Annotated in this window: 19 protein-coding genes (1 of these 19 running past the window's edge); 5 read left to right on the forward strand and 14 right to left on the reverse strand. The window is 62.0% G+C overall.

What is annotated here, in order from left to right:
• From msrP to mrcB, 8 genes are all read right to left on the reverse strand, one after another.
• Positions 1-661, reverse strand: the 5' portion of a protein-coding gene (gene msrP / locus REH59_RS24800; RefSeq protein ID WP_014860198.1) for a protein-methionine-sulfoxide reductase catalytic subunit MsrP. 353 nt of this gene lie to the left of the window's left edge; 661 of the gene's 1014 nt are visible here — the first part of the coding sequence; the start codon lies at positions 659-661; its stop codon lies beyond the left edge, outside the window.
• Positions 662-740: 79 nt separating this feature from the next.
• Positions 741-1592: a CDP-diacylglycerol--serine O-phosphatidyltransferase gene (gene pssA / locus REH59_RS24805; protein ID WP_003250045.1), complete on the reverse strand. Its 852-nt coding sequence runs from the start codon at positions 1590-1592 to the stop codon at positions 741-743.
• A 150-nt stretch (positions 1593-1742) separates the two neighbouring features.
• On the reverse strand, positions 1743-2759 hold the full coding sequence (gene ilvC / locus REH59_RS24810; RefSeq protein ID WP_003250043.1) for a ketol-acid reductoisomerase: 1017 nt from the start codon (positions 2757-2759) through the stop codon (positions 1743-1745).
• Positions 2760-2815: 56 nt separating this feature from the next.
• Positions 2816-3307: an acetolactate synthase small subunit gene (ilvN, locus tag REH59_RS24815; protein WP_003250040.1), complete on the reverse strand. Its 492-nt coding sequence runs from the start codon at positions 3305-3307 to the stop codon at positions 2816-2818.
• A 1-nt stretch (position 3308) separates the two neighbouring features.
• Positions 3309-5033, reverse strand: a complete 1725-nt coding sequence (locus REH59_RS24820; protein ID WP_003250036.1) for an acetolactate synthase 3 large subunit — start codon at positions 5031-5033, stop codon at positions 3309-3311.
• 408 nt (positions 5034-5441) lie between these two features.
• On the reverse strand, positions 5442-5774 hold the full coding sequence (locus REH59_RS24825; RefSeq protein ID WP_003250034.1) for a YqcC family protein: 333 nt from the start codon (positions 5772-5774) through the stop codon (positions 5442-5444).
• Positions 5774-6574, reverse strand: coding sequence for a tetratricopeptide repeat protein (locus REH59_RS24830; RefSeq protein WP_128573656.1), 801 nt, complete (start codon positions 6572-6574; stop codon positions 5774-5776). The genes REH59_RS24825 and REH59_RS24830 overlap by 1 nt, the downstream gene beginning before the upstream one ends.
• Before the next feature lie 15 nt (positions 6575-6589).
• Entirely contained in the window at positions 6590-8911 is a 2322-nt protein-coding gene (gene mrcB / locus REH59_RS24835) for a penicillin-binding protein 1B (RefSeq protein WP_003250030.1), read from the reverse strand.
• A 115-nt stretch (positions 8912-9026) separates the two neighbouring features.
• On the opposite strand from mrcB, the gene REH59_RS24840 reads away from it, so the two are divergent.
• Positions 9027-10589 carry an AAA family ATPase gene (locus REH59_RS24840; protein WP_014860194.1) on the forward strand — a complete coding sequence of 521 codons (1563 nt, stop codon included), beginning with the start codon at positions 9027-9029 and terminating at the stop codon, positions 10587-10589.
• A 157-nt stretch (positions 10590-10746) separates the two neighbouring features.
• On the forward strand, positions 10747-11025 hold the full coding sequence (locus REH59_RS24845; protein WP_003250025.1) for a TfoX/Sxy family protein: 279 nt from the start codon (positions 10747-10749) through the stop codon (positions 11023-11025).
• Between the two features lie 181 nt (positions 11026-11206).
• On the opposite strand, the gene REH59_RS24850 is transcribed toward REH59_RS24845, so the two are convergent.
• The 4 genes from REH59_RS24850 to REH59_RS24865 form a co-directional block, all read right to left on the reverse strand.
• Entirely contained in the window at positions 11207-12091 is an 885-nt protein-coding gene (locus tag REH59_RS24850; protein WP_014860193.1) for a ChaN family lipoprotein, read from the reverse strand.
• Positions 12092-12195: 104 nt separating this feature from the next.
• Positions 12196-12963, reverse strand: coding sequence for a heme ABC transporter ATP-binding protein (locus tag REH59_RS24855; protein WP_003250021.1), 768 nt, complete (start codon positions 12961-12963; stop codon positions 12196-12198).
• Positions 12963-13946 carry a FecCD family ABC transporter permease gene (locus REH59_RS24860; protein ID WP_167551147.1) on the reverse strand — a complete coding sequence of 328 codons (984 nt, stop codon included), beginning with the start codon at positions 13944-13946 and terminating at the stop codon, positions 12963-12965. The genes REH59_RS24855 and REH59_RS24860 overlap by 1 nt, the downstream gene beginning before the upstream one ends.
• Positions 13947-13996: 50 nt before the next feature.
• The gene (locus tag REH59_RS24865; RefSeq protein WP_012053733.1) at positions 13997-14881 is read right to left on the reverse strand and encodes a heme/hemin ABC transporter substrate-binding protein; all 885 of its coding nucleotides are present in this window, start codon (positions 14879-14881) and stop codon (positions 13997-13999) included.
• 148 nt (positions 14882-15029) lie between these two features.
• On the opposite strand from REH59_RS24865, the gene REH59_RS24870 reads away from it, so the two are divergent.
• Entirely contained in the window at positions 15030-15374 is a 345-nt protein-coding gene (locus tag REH59_RS24870) for a Rieske (2Fe-2S) protein (protein ID WP_017147960.1), read from the forward strand.
• Here the strand turns inward: REH59_RS24870 and sfsA are convergent.
• Together sfsA and REH59_RS24880 are read right to left on the reverse strand one after the other, a co-directional pair.
• Positions 15337-16050: a DNA/RNA nuclease SfsA gene (gene sfsA / locus REH59_RS24875; RefSeq protein ID WP_014860191.1), complete on the reverse strand. Its 714-nt coding sequence runs from the start codon at positions 16048-16050 to the stop codon at positions 15337-15339. The genes REH59_RS24870 and sfsA overlap by 38 nt on opposite strands.
• Positions 16050-17222 (reverse strand): pyridoxal phosphate-dependent aminotransferase, encoded by a 1173-nt coding sequence (locus REH59_RS24880; protein WP_014860190.1) that lies wholly within the window; start codon positions 17220-17222, stop codon positions 16050-16052. The genes sfsA and REH59_RS24880 overlap by 1 nt, the downstream gene beginning before the upstream one ends.
• A 210-nt stretch (positions 17223-17432) precedes the next feature.
• On the opposite strand from REH59_RS24880, the gene dksA reads away from it, so the two are divergent.
• On the forward strand, positions 17433-17879 hold the full coding sequence (gene dksA, locus REH59_RS24885) for an RNA polymerase-binding protein DksA (protein ID WP_003250009.1): 447 nt from the start codon (positions 17433-17435) through the stop codon (positions 17877-17879).
• A gap of 63 nt (positions 17880-17942) precedes the next feature.
• Positions 17943-18830 (forward strand): tRNA glutamyl-Q(34) synthetase GluQRS, encoded by an 888-nt coding sequence (gene gluQRS, locus REH59_RS24890; protein ID WP_167551146.1) that lies wholly within the window; start codon positions 17943-17945, stop codon positions 18828-18830.
• Positions 18831-19055: the final 225 nt, after the last annotated feature.

Below are 19055 nucleotides of genomic sequence, written 5' to 3' on the forward strand. Positions count from 1 at the left end.
GCGGGTGCATCGCCTCATCCAGGCGCAACCCTTCTCTATAAGGCCAGTCGATCAAGGCGAAGCCAGAACGCTGCCCCGGCATATGCTGCGGATCCTTCAGCGTTTCGAAACGCACATAACGCGCACTGGAAGTCGGCTCGACCTGCTTGAGCACCTGAGCCAAAGGGAACCCCAGCCACGGAATGACCATCGACCACGCCTCTACGCAGCGCAGCCGATAGATCCGCTCCTCAAGCTGATAGGGTTTGACGAAGTCCTCCAGTGCATAGCGTCCGGGCTTGCCAACCTCACCATCCACCACAATGGACCACGGTTCGGTCTTCAGGCTGTCGCCATTGGCCGCCGGGTCGCCCTTGTCGGGCCCGAACTCGTAGAAGTTGTTGTAGTGAGTGGCATCCTTGAACGGCGTGATCGCCTCGTCCTTCACCGTCACCGCCTGCCAGCGCGTGGCCGCGAGCTTGTCAGTGAACCAGGCCGGCGCGGCCCCAGCCTGCACATCGGCATAACGCGACATTTGCGCCGCGCCCACACCGCCCGGCAATGCGCCTAGCGCCAAGCCAGCCAATGAGCCACCCAGCAGGGCTCGACGGGAAAGGTAAATGCCTTCGGGGGTGATCTCCGACGCCTTGCACTCGGAAGACCTGGGAAGCTTGATAAGCATGAACGGCTCCATAGCACTGAGTAACGGATGTACCAGTAAGACTATGGAGCCGTGAGGTTATTCCAGCGTTAAGTGATTTTCACGCTTTGCGACGGCGCGCCTTCAGCAGGAACTGGATCGGCCCCGATGCTGCATAGGCGAGGAAGATCAACAGAAGGATACGCGGCGGGTCGCTGAACACGACGGCAAACACCAGCACCACCGCCAGGATCGCCACGAACGGCACGCGCCCCTTGAGGTCCAGCTCCTTGAAACTGTTGTACTTGATGTTGCTGACCATCAGCATGCCAGCAGCAGCCACCAGCAGCGCGACCAGGAACGACAGCTTGGAGCCCTGGATGCCATAGTCGCTGAACGCCCATACGGTGCCCGCCACCACACCTGCGGCAGCCGGGCTGGCCAGGCCGATGAAGTAGCGCTTGTCGGCGGTACCGACCTGGGTATTGAAGCGCGCCAGGCGCAACGCGGCACCGGCCACATAGATGAAGGCAACCATCCAGCCGACCTTGCCCATGTCACCCAGCGCCCAGCCGAAGGCCAGCAAAGCCGGGGCCACGCCGAAGGCGACCATATCCGACAGCGAGTCATACTCGGCACCGAAGGCACTCTGGGTATTGGTCATGCGCGCAACGCGGCCGTCCAGGCCGTCGAGCACCATGGCCACGAAGATGGCGATAGCGGCAAAAGCGAAGTACTTGCTCGCCTCACGCGGGTCGCCGGCACTCAGGGCGCTCTGTGCGCTCATCGAGCTGATGATGGAATAGAAACCGGCAAACAGGTTGGCGGTGGTAAACAGGTTGGGCAGCAGGTAGATGCCGCGGTGGCGCACCTTGCGGCCTTCGGCGTCATGCCCTTCTTCAACGTGCTCATCGACAGGTAGCAGGCTTTCGGCGTCGGAGGGCTTGTTCGGCTCTTCGGGACGTTCGCTCATGGAGGGTACCTTGCAACAGGATGGAAAATGTTCGACACGGGCCCGCGAAACAGGTTCTGACAGCGAGCCACTGGTCTGCTTTATACCAGAAGCTGGATGCCAGAACGAAAAAACGCGGCCGAAGCCGCGTTTTTCATCTTTCGATAAGACTTAGTTCTTGGTCTTGTCGACGATTTTGTTAGCCGAGATCCACGGCATCATCGAGCGCAGCTGCTCGCCGATGATTTCGATGCCGTGAGCGGCGTTGTTGCGGCGCTTGGCGGTCATCGATGGGTAGTTGGTAGCACCTTCGGAGATGAACATCTTCGCGTACTCGCCGTCCTGGATGCGCTTCAGGGCATTGCGCATGGCCTTGCGGGATTCTTCGTTGATGACTTCCGGGCCAGTGACGTACTCACCGTATTCGGCGTTGTTGGAGATCGAGTAGTTCATGTTGGCGATGCCGCCTTCGTACATGAGGTCTACGATCAGTTTCAGCTCGTGCAGGCACTCGAAGTAGGCCATTTCCGGCGCGTAGCCAGCTTCGACCAGGGTTTCGAAACCGGCTTTGACCAGCTCGACGGTACCGCCACACAGAACAGCCTGCTCACCGAACAGGTCGGTTTCGGTTTCGTCCTTGAAGGTGGTTTCGATGATACCGGTACGGCCACCACCCACGCCCGAAGCGTAGGACAGTGCGACGTTCTTGGCGTTGCCGGAAGCGTCCTGGTAGATAGCGATCAGGTCAGGGATGCCGCCGCCTTTGACGAACTCGGAGCGAACGGTGTGGCCCGGGGCTTTCGGCGCGATCATGATCACGTCGAGGTCGGCACGCGGAACAACCTGGTTGTAGTGGATCGAGAAACCGTGAGAGAAGGCCAGGGTAGCGCCCTTCTTGATGTTCGGCTCGATTTCGTTCTTGTACAGAGCACCCTGGAACTCGTCCGGGGTCAGGATCATGACCAGGTCAGCCGCAGCGACAGCGGTAGCAACGTCGGCAACTTTCAGGCCGTGGGCTTCAGCCTTGGCAACGGTAGCCGAACCTTTACGCAGACCGACGGTAACGTCTACACCGGAGTCTTTCAGGTTGCACGCCTGAGCGTGGCCCTGGGAGCCGTAACCGATGATGGCGACTTTCTTACCCTGGATGATGGAAAGGTCGCAGTCTTTATCGTAGAAAACTTTCATGAAAATACCCCTGGTTATATCTCGGCCCCTGCGGAGCCATCGCTAATTTTTTGGATTTAGATGCTGAGCACTTTGTCGCCACGGGCAATACCGGTAACGCCGCTGCGCACGGTTTCCAGAATCGATGCAGTGCCGATCGCCTGGATGAAGCTGTCCAGTTTGTCGCTGGTACCGCTCAGCTGCACGGTGTACACGCTGGCGGTCACGTCGACGATCTGGCCACGGAAGATATCCGTGGTGCGCTTGATCTCGGCACGCTGGGCACCGGTGGCCTTGACCTTGACCAGCATCAGTTCACGCTCGATGTGAGCGCTTTCCGACAGGTCGACAAGCTTGACCACTTCGACCAGCTTGTTCAGGTTCTTGGTGATCTGTTCGATCACTTCGTCATGGCCAACGGTGGTCAGCGTCAGACGCGACAGGGTCGGGTCTTCGGTCGGCGCTACAGTCAGGCTTTCAATGTTGTAGTTGCGCTGGGAGAACAGGCCGACCACGCGGGACAACGCACCTGGTTCGTTTTCCAGCAGCAGGGAAATGATGTGCCGCATATCAGGTACGCTCCGTCTTGCTCAGCCACATGTCACGCATCGAGCCATCCTTGATCTGCATCGGATAGACGTGCTCACTGCGGTCAACCGCGATGTCGATGAACACCAGACGGTCCTTCATCGCAAATGCTTCTTCCAGCTTCGGCTTGAGGTCCTTCAGGCTGGTGATGCGGATACCCACATGGCCATAGGCCTCGGCCAGCTTGATGAAGTCAGGCAGCGACTCGACGTACGAGTGCGAGTGACGACCGTTGTAGGCCATGTCCTGCCATTGGCGGACCATGCCCAACACACCGTTGTTGAGGTTGACGATCTTCACCGGCAGGCCGTATTGCATGCAGGTAGACAGCTCCTGGATGTTCATCTGGATGCTGCCTTCGCCGGTCACACAGGCCACGTCCTGATCCGGGAAGTTGAGCTTGACGCCCATCGCCGCCGGGAAGCCGAAGCCCATGGTGCCCAGGCCACCGGAGTTGATCCAGCGGTTTGGCTTGTTGAAGCGGTAGTACTGCGCGGCAAACATCTGATGCTGGCCCACGTCGGAAGTGACGAAGGCATCGCCATTGGTCACTTCACACAGTGTCTCGATGACTTTTTGCGGTTTGATGACGTTGCCATCGCCCTTGTCGTAAGGGAACAACTCGCCATTGCCACGCCATTCGTCAATCTGCTTCCACCAGGCATCCAGCGAAGCCTTGTCAGGCTGCTCGCCGATTTCCTTGAGGATGCCGAGCATTTCGCTGAGCACGCTGTCGACCGGGCCGACGATTGGCACGTCGGCCTTGATCATCTTCGAGATCGACGCCGGGTCGATGTCGATGTGGATGATCTTGGCGTTCGGGCAGAACTTGGCCGGACCGTTTACAACGCGATCGTCGAAACGCGCACCGACGGCAAAGATGACGTCGGCATTGTGCATGGCCATGTTGGCGGTGTAGCTGCCATGCATGCCGAGCATGCCGAGGAACTGGCGGTCGGTACCCGGGAAGCCACCCAACCCCATCAGGGTATTGGTGACCGGCAGGTTCAGCGACTTGGCGATTTCAGTCAGGGCTTCGGAGCCACCGCCGAGGATCACACCGCCACCGGAGTAGACGACCGGGCGCTTGGCCGCCAGAAGCATCTCGGCAGCCTTGCGGATCTGGCCGGAGTGACCACGGACCGCCGGGCTGTAGGAGCGCAGCTTGACCTTTTTCGGGTAGACGTATTCGAACTTCTCAGCCGGGTTGGTCATATCTTTTGGAATGTCGACCACGACTGGACCTGGACGACCGGATTGCGCCAGGTAGAAAGCTTTTTTCAGAACTTCAGGGATCTCGGTCGGATTCTTGATCATGAAGCTGTGCTTCACGATCGGCCGCGAGATACCGATCATGTCGGTTTCCTGGAAGGCATCGGTGCCCACCATGGTGCTAGGCACCTGGCCGGACAGGATGACCATCGGAATCGAGTCCATGTAGGCGGTGGCAATACCGGTAATGGCATTGGTTGCGCCAGGACCGGAGGTTACCAGCACCACACCGGCCTTGCCGGTGGCGCGAGCGTAACCGTCCGCCATATGGGTGGCCGCCTGCTCGTGACGAACCAGGATGTGTTCCACTTCCGGTTCTTTGAACAGTGCGTCGTAAACATGCAGGAGAGCACCACCAGGGTACCCGTAGATGTGCTTAACGCCTTCGTCACGCAAAAAGCGGACGACCATCTCAGCGCCAGATAAAAGCTCCACGTTGTTCACCTCTAAAACGCCAGAATACCGCCCTCACTGGACGGGTCTTAATAGGTTTACTGCCAAGCAGAGCATGAGCGAACGTCAGCACTGACTGAGCAAGTATTGGGAAATCCCCAGAGTGTTGCGGGGGTTTCCCACCCAGCGCGAGGTAACGCGTTGCGGGGTGTAACAGGTCGGCGCGGGTGTGCACCTCATGATCTGCTTAGCGGGTCTGCTTCTGGCAGTCCCTCTACAGCGGAAGTTGGATTCTTGTGATTCGGCGCCAACAAGTCAAGAAAAATTATTGCCAATTTTTCCCCAAGATGAATTCCTGCCACCACTAAAAATCGCTTCAGCAGCAGAATTAAGAAGATTTCCAAAAAAAAGGGCCACAATCTGCGGCCCTTGACGGAAAAACTGAAGAAATCAGGCGGAAGGAGCGATCAATTGGTCAAAAGCTGCCAACAGGCGGCGTAGCTCACGACTTTGCTCCGGCCGGTCGGTAAACACGGTTTCGGCCATGACAAGGATGCTCGATGCGTTGGGCAGCGGGTGGCCCAGCTCGATGATGATCTTCATGCGTGGCAGGAAGATCCATTGCAGCCACTGCTCAAAACTGAGGGTATCCACGGCGAACGGCACCGTACTGGCCAGTGCCTCGTCGCTTGGCGGCTCGTCATCCCACCAGCCTTGCACCTGCAGCTCGCGCTCGATCAAGAGCAGGTGGTCGGCAATATCCAGCACGCGTTGCTCGATCATCACGAATTGACCCGCGCCTTTTGCCGGGCCAGCGCAGCGCCGGCGCTGTCACCCTGCTTTTCACGGGCCTGGGCGATCGTGTTCCAAAGCTCTGCCTGCAGGCTTGGGCGGCCGTTGGCGTAGGTCAGGGCGCGGCGCGCCAACTGCTCGGCCTGCGCCGCATCACCTTGCGAGAGGCGCACCTGGGCCAGGCGATACAGTACCTGCGGCTCACGCGGAGCAATGCGCTGGGCACGCTCCAGGCTCGAGGCGGCACCGTTGAAGTCGCCACTGCCCTGCTGCGTCTTCGCAGTGGTCAGCAGTGCCAGCACAGGACCGTCCAGCTGCTCGTCGGCCGACAGGCCACCGGCGGCGGCGCTGCGCGGAATACCGGTTGGCGCACTGGCGCTTTGCGGGGTGCTGTTCATCGCAGCGATGTCGAAGGGTTCATCGGCAATCGGGTTGGGATTGGTGGTCATCGGCGCCGAACTGACAGGCCCTGCACTGATCGGCCCCGGGGTGATCGGCGAGGTACTGATCGGCGCAGCGCTATTGCCCGCCGGGAATGTCTGGATGCCCGATGCGCCTGCGCCCTGCGGGATCATCACGGTGACACCGGAATCCTCCGGCAGCGTCTGCGCCTGGGCGGTGCCGGTGTTATAGCCACCCGCCGAGCGGTTGGCCGTCACGCGTTCGCTGTTGGACACGCGGGTGCTCGAGTCGACCACCGGAATATTGCCACGCGGGACGCTGGAGCACCCCTGGAGCACAGCCAACGCCGTCACGGCAGGAAACAGCCACTTGTTCACGTCACACCTCATCAATGCAGCCTGTGCTTAATTCATCCAGCCCTTGACCCAGTCCATTACCGATTCGACTGGGTCCTGCTCGCCGCCACAGGTTGCGCCGGCCGGCGGCTCACTCCCGCGAATATACGGCATCTGCACCGCTCCCGGACAGCTGGCATCAGACCCATGGCCTGTGTAAGGGTCGATCCAGGCCTGCACCACGTTATCCGGTTGCGGCATATCCAGCGGCAGCGGGTCGGCTTTCTTCATGAAGCTGGTCCACACCTGCAAGGCGCCGGTGGCGCCGGTAAACGGTGTCTTGCCGTTATCGTCACGGCCCATCCACACCACGGCCAGCAGATCCTGACTAAAGCCGGAGAACCAGCTGTCACGCGAGTCGTTACTGGTACCGGTCTTGCCCGCCAGGGTCAGCGAGCGTGGCAAGGTGTTGTACACCGAACGCCCTGTACCTTCGCGCATTACACGCTGCATGGCGTTCTGCACCAGGTAAATGGCACCCGGGTCGAAGGTTTGCTGGATCTGGAACGGGTAGCGCTTGAGCGGCTCGCCCTCGGCGGTGAGCACGCTGCGGATACCGCGCATCGGCGTGTTGAAGCCGCCGTTGGCGATGGTCTGGTACATGGTTGCGACCTGCATCGGCGACATGCCACCCGCCCCCAGCAACATGGCCGGAAACGCTGGCCAGTCGACATTCACGCCCAAACGACCAATGGTCTTGATCACGTTCGGCACACCCACTTCCAGGCCGAGCTTGGCGGTCGACAGGTTGTAAGAGTTGGCCAGCCCCTGGTACAGGTAGATAGTGCCATGCGGGCGGCGATCATAGTTTTGCGGGCGCCAGACCTGGCCGTCAGCCCCTTTGACCGAAAATGGCTCGTCCTGCACCCAACTGGTCAGGGTGTACTTGCTCGGCTGCTCCAGCGCAGTCAGGTATACCGACGGTTTGACCAGGGAGCCGATCGGCCGTACAGCATCAATGGCCCGGTTGAAGCCGGCAAAACCTGCCTGGCGGCTACCGATCAGCGCCTGTACTTCACCGGTCTCAGGGTTGGTCACGACCATTGCCGCTTCGACATCGTCTGCCCCCTTGCGGCCCGCCAGGCGCTTGAAGGTCTCGCTCATCGAGGTTTCGGCCTTCATCTGCAGGATAGGGTCGAAGCTGGTAAAGATGCGCAGGCCTTCTTCGGTCAAGTCTTCGTCGCGATAATCTTGGCGCAACTGTCGCTTGACCAGGTCGAGGAAGGCAGGGAACGAGCTGTCGGCCAGGCTGCCACGCTTGGTCACGCCCAGCGGCATTTTCTTCGCCGCATCGACTTCTGCCTGGCTGGCCACGCCCTGCTCGGCCACCAGGTCGAGCACCAGGTTGCGGCGAGCCAAGGCACGCTCGGGGTGACGCCGCGGGTTGTAGTAGGACGGGCCTTTGACCATGCCCACCAGCAGGGCGATCTGATGCAGTTTCAGCTCGGACAGCGGCTGGCTGAAGAAGAACTGACTCGCCAGACCAAAGCCGTGCACCGCGCGTTGACCGTCCTGGCCGACGAACACCTCGTTGAGGTAAGCCTCAAGGATCTCACGCTTGTCGTAGTGCAGTTCGAGCAGGACCGCCATCATCGCCTCGGTCAGCTTGCGGCTGAGGCTGCGCTCGCTGCTGAGGTAGAAGTTCTTCACCAACTGCTGGGTCAGGGTACTGCCACCCTGGCGCATCGAGCCGGACGACGTGTTGACCCACATGGCCCGGGCGATGGACTTTGGCGACACGCCGTAGTGGCTGTAAAACTCGCGGTCTTCCGTGGCCACCAAGGTTTCGAGCAGATATTTGGGTACCTGATCGATCTTGATCAGGATGCGGTCTTCGAGATTTTTCGGGTAGATGCCGCCGATCATCAGCGGCTCCAGCCGCACCACGTCAAGCGCCTTGCCATTGGCACCGGAAAGGCCCGCAACGTAATCGCCAGAGAAGCGCACGCGGACGAACTGCGCCGGTTCCATGCCCTCGTAGAACTGGAAGCCACGGGTATTGAGGTCGACGGTATTGCCGCTGACGGACGCAGCGCCCGGGCCATTGGCGGCGCTTTCGCGACGGTAGCCGAGCGCATCGAGCTCGGTGAGGAAGTCGTTCTTGCTCAACTTCTGGCCGGTGAACAGCTCCAGCGGTCGGGCATACACTTTGGCCGGGATGGTCCAGCGCTTGCCGGAGAACTTTTCCTGGACGACGGCATCGAGGTAAACCGCGAAGCCGGCGACGATCACCAGGCCAACCAGGCTGAGCTTCAAAGCCCAGCCCAGCCAGGCGCGGGAGCGGCCGGTCGGGCGTTTCTGAGGGGTGCGGGGATTTCGGGTTCGGGTCATGGCGGCGGATTATACGCACTTTATAAAGGCTGGGCAGACGGCCCGGCGGTAGGCAGGGACGGCACCATTGACCATAATGGCGCATTCGAATTCCCTTGCCCCGGAAGGATTTGCCGTGAGCCAAGCTCTTATTACTGCGTTGCAGAACCCTGCCCTGTACCCTCACCCCGTGGAGGGGTTTCAGCTCATCGAGACGCATATCTCCTGGGTCCTGCTCACTGGCGAATACGCCTACAAGATCAAGAAACCGATGAATTTCGGCTTCCTGGACTTCACCGGACTGGACCAGCGCCAGCATTTCTGTAACGAAGAATTGCGCCTGAACCAACGCCTGACCGAAGGCCTGTACCTGGAAGTGTTGCCCATCACCGGTAGCGTCGACGCACCGCAGATCGGTGGCGAAGGCGTAGCCATCGAGTACGCGCTGAAGATGCGCCAGTTCCCCCAGGGGCAGATGCTCAACACCCTGCAGGCCAATGGCGAACTGAACGCCACGCACATCGACCAGATGGCTCGGCAGATTGCCGATTTTCACCTTCAGGCTCCGCGTGTGCCGATGGAGCACCCGCTGGGCACGCCAGACAGCGTGATGGCCCCGGTGGAGCAGAACTTCGAGCAGATTCGCCCATTCCTCAGCGACAAAGCCGATCTGCAGCAACTTGACGCCCTGCAGGCCTGGGCCCGCAGCAGCTTCGAGCGCCTGCACGGGCTGCTGGAAAAGCGCAAGGCCAATGGCTTCATCCGTGAGTGCCACGGTGACATTCACCTGGGCAACGCCACCTTGATCGATGGCAAGGTAGTGATTTTCGATTGCATCGAATTCAACGAGCCTTTCCGACTGACCGACGTCTACGCCGACACCGCCTTCCTGGCCATGGACCTGGAAGACCGCGGCCTGAAATGCCTGGCCCGGCGCTTCATCAGCCAGTACCTGGAACTGACGGGGGATTACGAAGGCCTGGAACTGCTCAACTTCTACAAAGCCTACCGTGCGCTGGTGCGGGCCAAGGTCGCACTGTTCAGCATGCCGGCCGACGCCGATGGCGTGCAACGTGCCACCACCCTGCGCACCTACCGCAACTACGCCAACCTGGCCGAAAGTTACAGCGCCATCCCGTCGCGCCTGCTGGCCATCACCCATGGTGTTTCGGCGGTGGGCAAAAGTCACGTGGCCATGCGCCTGGTCGAGGCCTTGGGTGCAGTGCGCGTGCGTTCGGACGTAGAGCGCAAGCGCCTGTTCGGCGAACAGCAGCAGGCTGATGCCGGCCAGCTGAGTACGGGCATATACGACCAGGACGCCAGCGCAGCGACCTATCAGCGCCTGCACGAGGTGGCAGCGACCGTGCTGCGCGCCGGCTTCCCGGTGGTGCTGGACGCCACCTACCTCAAGCGTGAGCAGCGTCAGGCTGCGGCAGACGTTGCCAGCCAGACCGGCGTGCCGTTCCTCATCCTCGACTGCCACGCGCCAGAGGCGGTCATCGCCAGTTGGCTGGAGCAGCGCCAGGCTGAAAACAGCGACCCCTCGGATGCCACGCTGGAGGTGATCAAGGCCCAGCAGGCCAGCCGTGAGGCGCTGGATGCGCAGGAGCTGGTGCACAGCACCCGCGTCGATACCCAGGCTGCCGGCAGCATGGATCAAGTGATCGAGCAGATTCGCCAGCGGTTGCCTGGCCTGTAAGTTCGTCATCTTCCTGTGCCTGCCCGCGAAGGGGCAGGCACAGGCCGCTCATCACCCGATGGCAAAAAGCCGCATATTTCCCAACGCCCGCTACACTCCTCTCAGACCTGCTCGCGATTTATCCCCCATTCCCGTTCAGCCATCGCAAGGAGGCTCGATGAACGATGAATTGCAGCATCTGAAGAACCTTGGCAAGACTTCTGCGCAGTGGCTGCATGCAGCCGGCATCCACAGTGCATCGGATTTGCGCCGCCTGGGCGCGGTGGGTGCGTACCAGGCCGTGAAGACACGAGGGTTCCGTGCATCGAAGGTGCTGTTGTATGCCATTGAAGGCGCCCTGCTGGACATGCACTGGAACGATTTGCCGCTCGAACGCAAGGAAGCACTCAACCAACAATTGGACGCGAAAAACCCTGCGCAAAAAAAACCAAAATAATCGGGGTAAAGGGATTGACGGCTAAATGAGAATTGTTATGATTATCACAACTGGTCGCGAGACTGGTTGGATAAGCTAAGAGCCCCTGGTTCGGACTCTCAGATTATCTCCTCATCAGGCTAATCACGGTTATTGACCCGGCAATTTGCCGGGTCTTTTTTTTGCCTGTGCTTTTTCAGGATCAACGCCGCAGCTGCGCACAATAATCCTGCTCCGGCATCGCCGCCGTGTACCACACATAATCAGCCTCGCCAGGCTCGACTCGCTCGCCCACCTCAGCCAGCAGCAAAACCTTGCTCTCCCCCGACACCCCCAGGTCAGCCAGATGCAAGGGTATGCCCAGGTCCTTGCGCACATGGTAAGCCCCGGCAAACAGCAGCGCCGGCTGCGGTGCCGCCTGCAAGCGCTCGGCCATGCGCCGGTCGCGCTGCTGCTGAACGGCCAGCATCGCCGGTAACTGGTTTTCCGGCAGCATCCCGCAATGCCCGGCGCGCACCTGTTCCAGCAAGGCAGCCTTTACCGCGGGTGCATTGGACTTTTCGCCCTGCACCGGCGCCGGCTGTCGATAGGCCTGACGCATCTCGGCGGGCGAAAGGTTGGCGGCCAGCAACGTCACCCGATGCTGCAAGGCTTCGGTGACAATCGGCCCGTACAACTGCCAATCCCAGCCCTCCTGCCAGGCCAGTGCCTTGGGCAAGTCTTCCGGCAAAGGCTGCCCCACCAGCTTGTCCACCCGCGATTGCTGGCTGGGCTGCAGCATCTCCAGCAACAGGCTGCCCTGAATGCGCTGGCCTTGAAGAGCGCGCAGCAGCCACAGTTGCAGCGCGTGATGGTCAGGGTTGTCATGCTTCTCGCCGACAAGCACTCGGGGCGCATCAGCCAGGCGCTGCACCAGCGTTTCAGGGCTTATGACCTGCTCATTGGACAGGTCGACAATCTTTCCCAGCTCGGCGTGCGTGCGACCTTCACTGCTCTGCCAGGCGGGCAACGGCGGCAGGCTGGCCTGACAGCCGCCTATCGCCAGTACCAGGCACAGCGAGAAACCGGACAGCATCGGGTGTCGCATCGGCAGTTACTCCATGTCATCCACACTTTAAATGGCCTGCACCGGGGGCGGGCCGGTCGCAAGACAAGGCCACTTTCAGAAAGGCCATGCACGCGTTGAGCACATCAACGGGTGATGATCAGCGGGTGCCCGCGCTCGGGGTGCGCCTGCACCAACACGTCAATACCGTACACCGCCTTCAGTGCCGCTGGGGTCAGTGCCTCTTCGGGCGTGGCAAACGCGTGGCAGCGCCCCTGTTCCAGCAACAGGATACGGTCACAGTAACGTGCTGCCAGGTTCAGGTCATGCAGGATCACCAACACTGCAGCACCGCAGTCGGCGAAACGGCGTACGGCTTCCAGGGTGGTGTGCTGATGCAGCGGGTCGAGCATCGAGGTCGGTTCGTCGAGCAACAACGTGCTGCCCTCCTCCCCCGGCCATAGTTGCGCCAGCACACGGGCCAGGTGTACCCGTTGCCGCTCGCCACCGGAAAGCGCCAGGTAGCTGCGCTCTACCAGGTGCCAGGCATCTGCCGCCCGCAACGCCGCTTCGACGATTTCCGCATCGCGCCGCTGACCGGTGCCATGAGGCATGCGCCCCATGCCTACCACTTCCTCCACCCGAAACGAGAAACCCAGGCTGGACACCTGAGGCAACACTGCAAGGCGCCTTGCCCGTTCCTGTCCGGCCCAATCGGCCAGCGGGCGGCCCTGCAGCGTTACCCGCCCGCGGTCGGGCGCCAGTTCACCGCACAGCACACTCAGCAGGCTGCTCTTGCCGGCACCGTTGGGACCGAGCACACCCACGACCTGCCCCGGAGGCAACTGCAGGTGAATGTCGTGCAGCACCTCATTGCTGCCCCTGCGCAGGTACAGGCCCTCTACATGCAACATCAGCTGCGCCCTCGCATCAGCAGGAACAGGAAGAACGGCGCACCAATGAAGGCCGTGACGATACCAATCGGCAGCTCGGCAGGCGCCAGTAGCAGCCGCGCCGCCAGGTCGGCGAACAACATCAGTACACCGCCGGCCAGCAGCGAGGCAGGCAGCACCACACGATGATCAGGCCCGGCCAGCAGACGTACCAGGTGCGGCACTACCAGGCCGATGAAGCCGATCAACCCGGCTGCCGCCACTGCCGCCCCCACGCCCAGCGCCGTGCAGAACACCAGCTCACGCTTGAGCCGCTCCACGTCAACGCCCAGGTGACGCGCCTCCGACTCACCCAGCAACAGGGCATTCAGCGCCTTGGCCCGGCGCGGCAGCCACACCGCCACCCCTGTCGCCACCAGCAACAATGGCCACAGCCGCTCATAGCTGGCGCCATTGAGGCTGCCAAGGTTCCAGAACGTCAGCGTGCGCAAGGTGGCGTCATCGGCCAGGTAAGAGAACAGCCCCACGGCCGCGCCCCCCAGTGCGGTCATGGCCACGCCAGCCAATAGCATCGTGGCGACGTTGGTCTGGCCATCGCGGCGCCCCAGGCGGTAGACCAGCGCAGTTACCCCAAGCCCGCCGACAAACGCGCAGAACGACAGCAGATAAGGCGCGAAAGCATCCGGCATGCCGCCAAACCAGGCGCCGCCAACAATGGCAACCGCTGCCCCCATCGCGGCGCCGGCGGCAACCCCTACCAGCCCGGGGTCGGCCAGCGGGTTGCGGAACAGCCCCTGCATCGCCACCCCGGACAGAGCCAGCACCGCGCCCACCGCCAACCCCAACAGGGTGCGCGGCAGGCGGATCTGACCAAGGATCATCTCGGCCTGCTGCAGGCCATCTTCGGAGACAGGCAATCCCAAAAGGCGCAGGCCAGCGCGCAGGGTATCGAACATTGACAGGCTGACTGGCCCCAGCGCCAGTGACAGCCAGATCGCCAACAGGCACAGCAGGCTCAGGCTAATGAACAACGTACGTGGCGAGACCCGCTGTTTCATTGCGCGAAGCTGGCCTGAGCAGCCGGGTAGAAGGTGGCTGCCAGCGACTGCAAGGTCGCCGGTAGCCGAGGCCCGAGCCCGCCGACCAGCAGCGTCGGGTCCAAGGAGACCAGGCGTTTCTCACGCACGGCCCGCGAGGCAGCCAGCGCGGGGTTTTCTTTCAACAGCGCCTGCAAGGCCTGTTCATCGGCCAGCGCCCGGTCGGAAAACACGATCACATCCGGGTCAAGCGCCGCCAACGCTTCGTTGGAGAAGTTCTTGTAGCCTGGGTGCGCGGCCAGGTTACGCCCACCCGCCTGGCTCAGCAGCCAGTCACCGGCAGTGCCTTGCCCGGCGATCAGCGGCTTGGCCCCGGCATGGCCGACCAGCAGCAACACCCCGGGAGCCTGCTGCCCGGCCTGGGCCAGCTTGACGTTGGCCTGCAACGCATCGAGCCGCTGGCGGTAGTCCGCTGCAAGCGCGGACGCTTGCTGCTCTGCACCGAGCAACTGCCCCAGGTGCCTGAGGTTTTCATCTACTGCCGGCAGCTCGGCCTTGCTGGAGAACAACTCGACCCGCACGCCGGCCTTGCGGATTTGCGCCAGTACCGGTGGCGGCCCCATTTCCTCGGTGCCCACCAGCACATCCGGGCGCAGGCTGAGAATGCCCTCGGCCGACAGTTGCCGCTGATAACCCACACTGGGCAAGGCTTTCAACGAGGCCGGGTGCTGACTGGTAGTGTCCACTCCGACCAGGCGCGCTTCCCCCCCCAATGCGGTTATCCACTCGCTCAAGGCGCCACCCGCGCTGACCCAGCGTTGCGGCAGCTCGGCTGCCAAGGCTTGGGTAGAGAGCACAAGGCTTGCACACAGAGCGAGAAAAGCAGCTGGACGGCGCATCATCGGGTTCCTTCTGAAGACGGGCTACACGCCTTGTGGCGAGCAGCGGAACTGCGCACCATAGGCAGCCAGGCGCAGCGAATGCGATCAATTTGATAATTATTCGCATTGGAGCGTCAAGCCATCACGTGTTTCACGGGTCATCCTCGCCATGCACTTCCTTTGTACATCCCTCGGCCTGGCCGAGGGCCAAAGCCGCGCCTTCAGCGTAGACGGCCTCGAACTGTTCGGCGTGCGTCGCCAAGGCCAGGTGTACCTGTACCGCAACCGCTGCCCGCACCGGGACATCCCGCTGAACTGGGCAGAGGACGCGTTTCTGGATGACAGCGCCAGCCTCATCCACTGCGCCCATCACGGTGCGCTGTTCCTGATAGAAAGCGGCGAATGCGTGGCAGGCCCCTGTGAGGGTGAGCAGTTGCAGCCCCTGGGCTGCCACGAAGACAGCCAGGGCATCTGGTTCAAGGGGTCAGCAGCACCGGCAAGCGACGATCGATGACGATACCCTCGGCGTCCAGCCGAGTGCCATAGGCCAACACCTCCACCCCGTCCGCTACGGCAGCGCGCAGCGCCTGGGCGTAGGCTGTATCAATTTCTTCAGCCGGGCGCACAGCGTCGATACCGGTCAGGCTCACGCAATACAGCTGCACGGCCCGCACGCCCTGCCGGGCCAGCTTTGCCAGCTCGCGCAGGTGTTTCGCACCGCGTTGAGTCACCGCATCAGGGAAGGCCGCAACTGCAGTGTCGGGGTAGCCCAGCGTCACACTCTTGACCTCGACATAGGCCGGAGCCCCCTCGAATTCCAGGCGAAAGTCGATACGGCTGCCTTCCTCGCCATAGGCCACTTCGCGCTTGAGTGCAGTGAAACCGGCCAGTTCAGTGATTGTGCCGGCGCGCAGGGCCTCTTCGACCAACGCATTGGCCCGCCCGGTATTCACGCAGGCCAACCGCCCCTGGGGGGTTTCGCTGATTTCCCAGGTCCCTGGCAGCTTGCGCTTGGGGTCGTTGGAGCGGCTGAACCACACCTGCCCACCTTCACGCATGCAGTTGAGCATGGAGCCGGTATTCGGGCAGTGGATAGTCATCTGCTCGCCGCTGGCCAGTTCGATATCAGCCAGAAAGCGCTTGTAGCGACGCAACAGGCGGCCCTGCTCGAGTGAAGGAGAGAAACGCATCAGCCTTGCCAGCTCTGCAGGCCACGGGCAATACGCTGCACCGCTTCTTCCAAGCGCGGCAGGCTCTGGGTATAAGCGAAGCGCACATGGTGCCCGGCCAGGTGGCGACCGAAGTCCAGGCCCGGCGTGAACGCCACGTGCTCGGTTTCCAGGAAGTGTCGGCAGAATGCGAACGCGTCCCCGCCAAAAGCGCTGATATCGGCATACAGGTAGAACGCGCCTTGCGGCTCGACGGCGATGCGGAAGCCCAGTTCACGCAGGGCGGGCAGCAGGTAGTCGCGACGGCGGGCGAATTCGGCGCGGCGCTCTTCGAAAATGGCCAGCGCCTCGGGCTGGAAGCAGGCCAGCGCGGCATGCTGGGCCATGCTCGGCGCACTGATGTACAGGTTCTGCGCCAGTTTCTCCAGGTCGGCGACCGCACCGGGCGGGGCCACCAACCAGCCAAGGCGCCAACCGGTCATGCCGAAATACTTGGAAAAACTATTCAGGACGAATGCCGAGTCGTCGACTTCCAGCACGCTCGGCGCGTCCATGCCATAGGTGAGGCCGTGGTAGATCTCGTCCACCACCAAGTGGCCATGCCGCTCATGGGTGGATTTGGCCAGGCAGGCCAACGCATCGCGCCCCAGCACGGTACCGGTCGGGTTGGCCGGCGAAGCGACCAGGGCACCGACGGTGTCCTTGTCCCAGTAGCGCTCAACCAGGTCGGCAGTCAGCTGGTAGTTCACATCCGGGCCCACCGGTACCAATTGGGCCCCGCCCTCGACCAGGCGCAGGAAGTGGCGATTGCACGGGTAACCCGGATCGGCCAGCAGCCAGTGCTTGCCCGGGTCCACCAGCAGGCTGCTGGCCAGCAGCAGCGCGCCGGAGCCACCTGGGGTAATAAGGATGCGTTCCGGGTCGATGTTCAGGCCATAGCGCTGCCCATAAAAGCCGGCAATTGCCTCACGCAGTGCCGGCAGACCGCGTGCAGCGGTGTAGCGCGTGTGCCCGGCGGCCAGCGCGGCCTGGCCGGCCGCAACGATGGGTGCGGCCGTGGTGAAATCCGGTTCGCCGATTTCCAGGTGGATCACGTCGTGCCCGGCCGCCTGCAGCTCATTGGCCCGGGCCAGCAGCGCCATGACGTGGAAAGGTTCGATGGCGCGGCTGCGCGCACTGTAGGGTTGGGCCATGACCTTCTCTCAATTGGGTCTAAACTGGAGATTCTACCTCTGCACACCACCGAACGTACCGCTCAGGCCGGTGTCAATTAGCAGGATCGGGCGGGGTAGCGCACCCCCGATCTATCTGGTAAGTTCGGCGGCTCGCAGTCGCAGGGCCGGCGGTCGCCGGAGATGGAGCATCCTGCGCATTGGATCAGATGAGTGAGAGGCGGTCTATTCATGTCCACCCTAGAAAAGCAAAAAGCCAACCAGAATCTTTATGGGGTTGCACCCTATCAGGAGACCAAGGGTGAGGAGTACATGGGTGAGCCCATGCGCAAGCACTTCACCAAGATCCTCACTGGCTGGAAGCAAGAGCTGATGGTCGGCGTCGACAAGACCGTTGACCATATGAAAGAAGAAGCAGCCAACTTCGCAGATCCCGCAGACCGCGCATCCCAGGAAGAGGAATTCGCCCTCGAACTGCGCAACCGCGACCGCGAGCGCAAGCTGATCAAGAAAATCGATAAAACCCTGCAGAAGATTCAGGACGAAGAGTACGGCTGGTGCGAGTCGTGCGGCATCGAGATCGGCTTGCGCCGCCTGGAAGCCCGCCCTACCGCCGACCTGTGCTTCGACTGCAAGGAAATTGCCGAGAAAAAGGAAAAAACGGTCGGCAAAGGCTGATCTTTCTTCCACCTGAACGGGGCGCATCATGCGCCCCGTTTCATTTATATGCCCAGCCTGACCATGACCGACTTCAGCTACATCGGGCGCTTCGCCCCCACCCCCAGCGGCTTCCTGCACTTCGGCTCGCTGGTCGCCGCCCTCGCCTCCTGGCTCGATGCCCGCGCCGTCAACGGCCGCTGGCTGCTGCGCATGGAAGACACCGACCCGCCCCGGGAAATGCCCGGCGCCCGCGATGCCATCCTCCAGACACTGGAACGTTATGGCCTGCACTGGGATGGCGAGGTGGTATTCCAGAGCCAGCGCCACGATGCCTATGCTGCCGTGGTAGACCGCCTGTTCAACATGGGCCTGGCGTATGCATGCACCTGCTCGCGCAAGCAACTGGAACGCTACAACGGCATCTACCCGGGCTTTTGCCGTAACGCCGGGCATGCCCGTGAAGGGGCGGCAATCCGCTTGCGGGTGCCAGAGCTGATCTACCGCTTTACCGACCGGGTGCAGGGTGAGTACCAGCAACACCTGGGGCGTGAGGTGGGCGACTTCGTCATCCAGCGTCGTGACGGGTTGTACGCCTACCAGCTGGCCGTGGTGCTGGACGATGCCTGGCAGGGTGTTACCGACATCGTGCGGGGTGCCGACCTGCTCGACAACACCCCGCGCCAGCTGTACCTGCAGGAGTTGCTGGGCTTCTCACAGCCGCGTTACCTGCATATTCCGCTGATCGTGCAGCCGGATGGGCACAAGCTGGGCAAGTCGTACCGCTCACCGCCACTGCAGGCGGAGCATGCTACCCCCCTGCTGCTGCGGGCATTGCGGGCGCTGGGGCAGGAGACAGACCCGGAACTGCTGTTGGCGACGCCGGCAGAGGTGCTGGCAGTCGCGCGCACGCAATGGCGGCCGGAAGCCATCGCGCAGCGGACCACGGTGCCAGAGGCTGATCTGCGCTGAACCTTCCGGCCTCTTCGCGGGCGCGCCCGCGCCCACAGGGTCCTCAATAAACCTAGAAGCAACGCTTTACCTGTAGGAGCGGGTTCACCCGCGAAGAGGCCGGCACATTCATTCCACCTCTCAAAAACAAAAGCCCAATAAATTCAAACCCTTGGCGAACGCTGTGGATTCCCGCTAGCATCCCCCCTGCCATTTGCGCCAATAATAAGTTCAAGCCCGCAGCGC

Source organism: Pseudomonas sp. BO3-4 (assembly GCF_034044115.1).
Lineage (GTDB): Bacteria > Pseudomonadota > Gammaproteobacteria > Pseudomonadales > Pseudomonadaceae > Aquipseudomonas > Aquipseudomonas alloputida.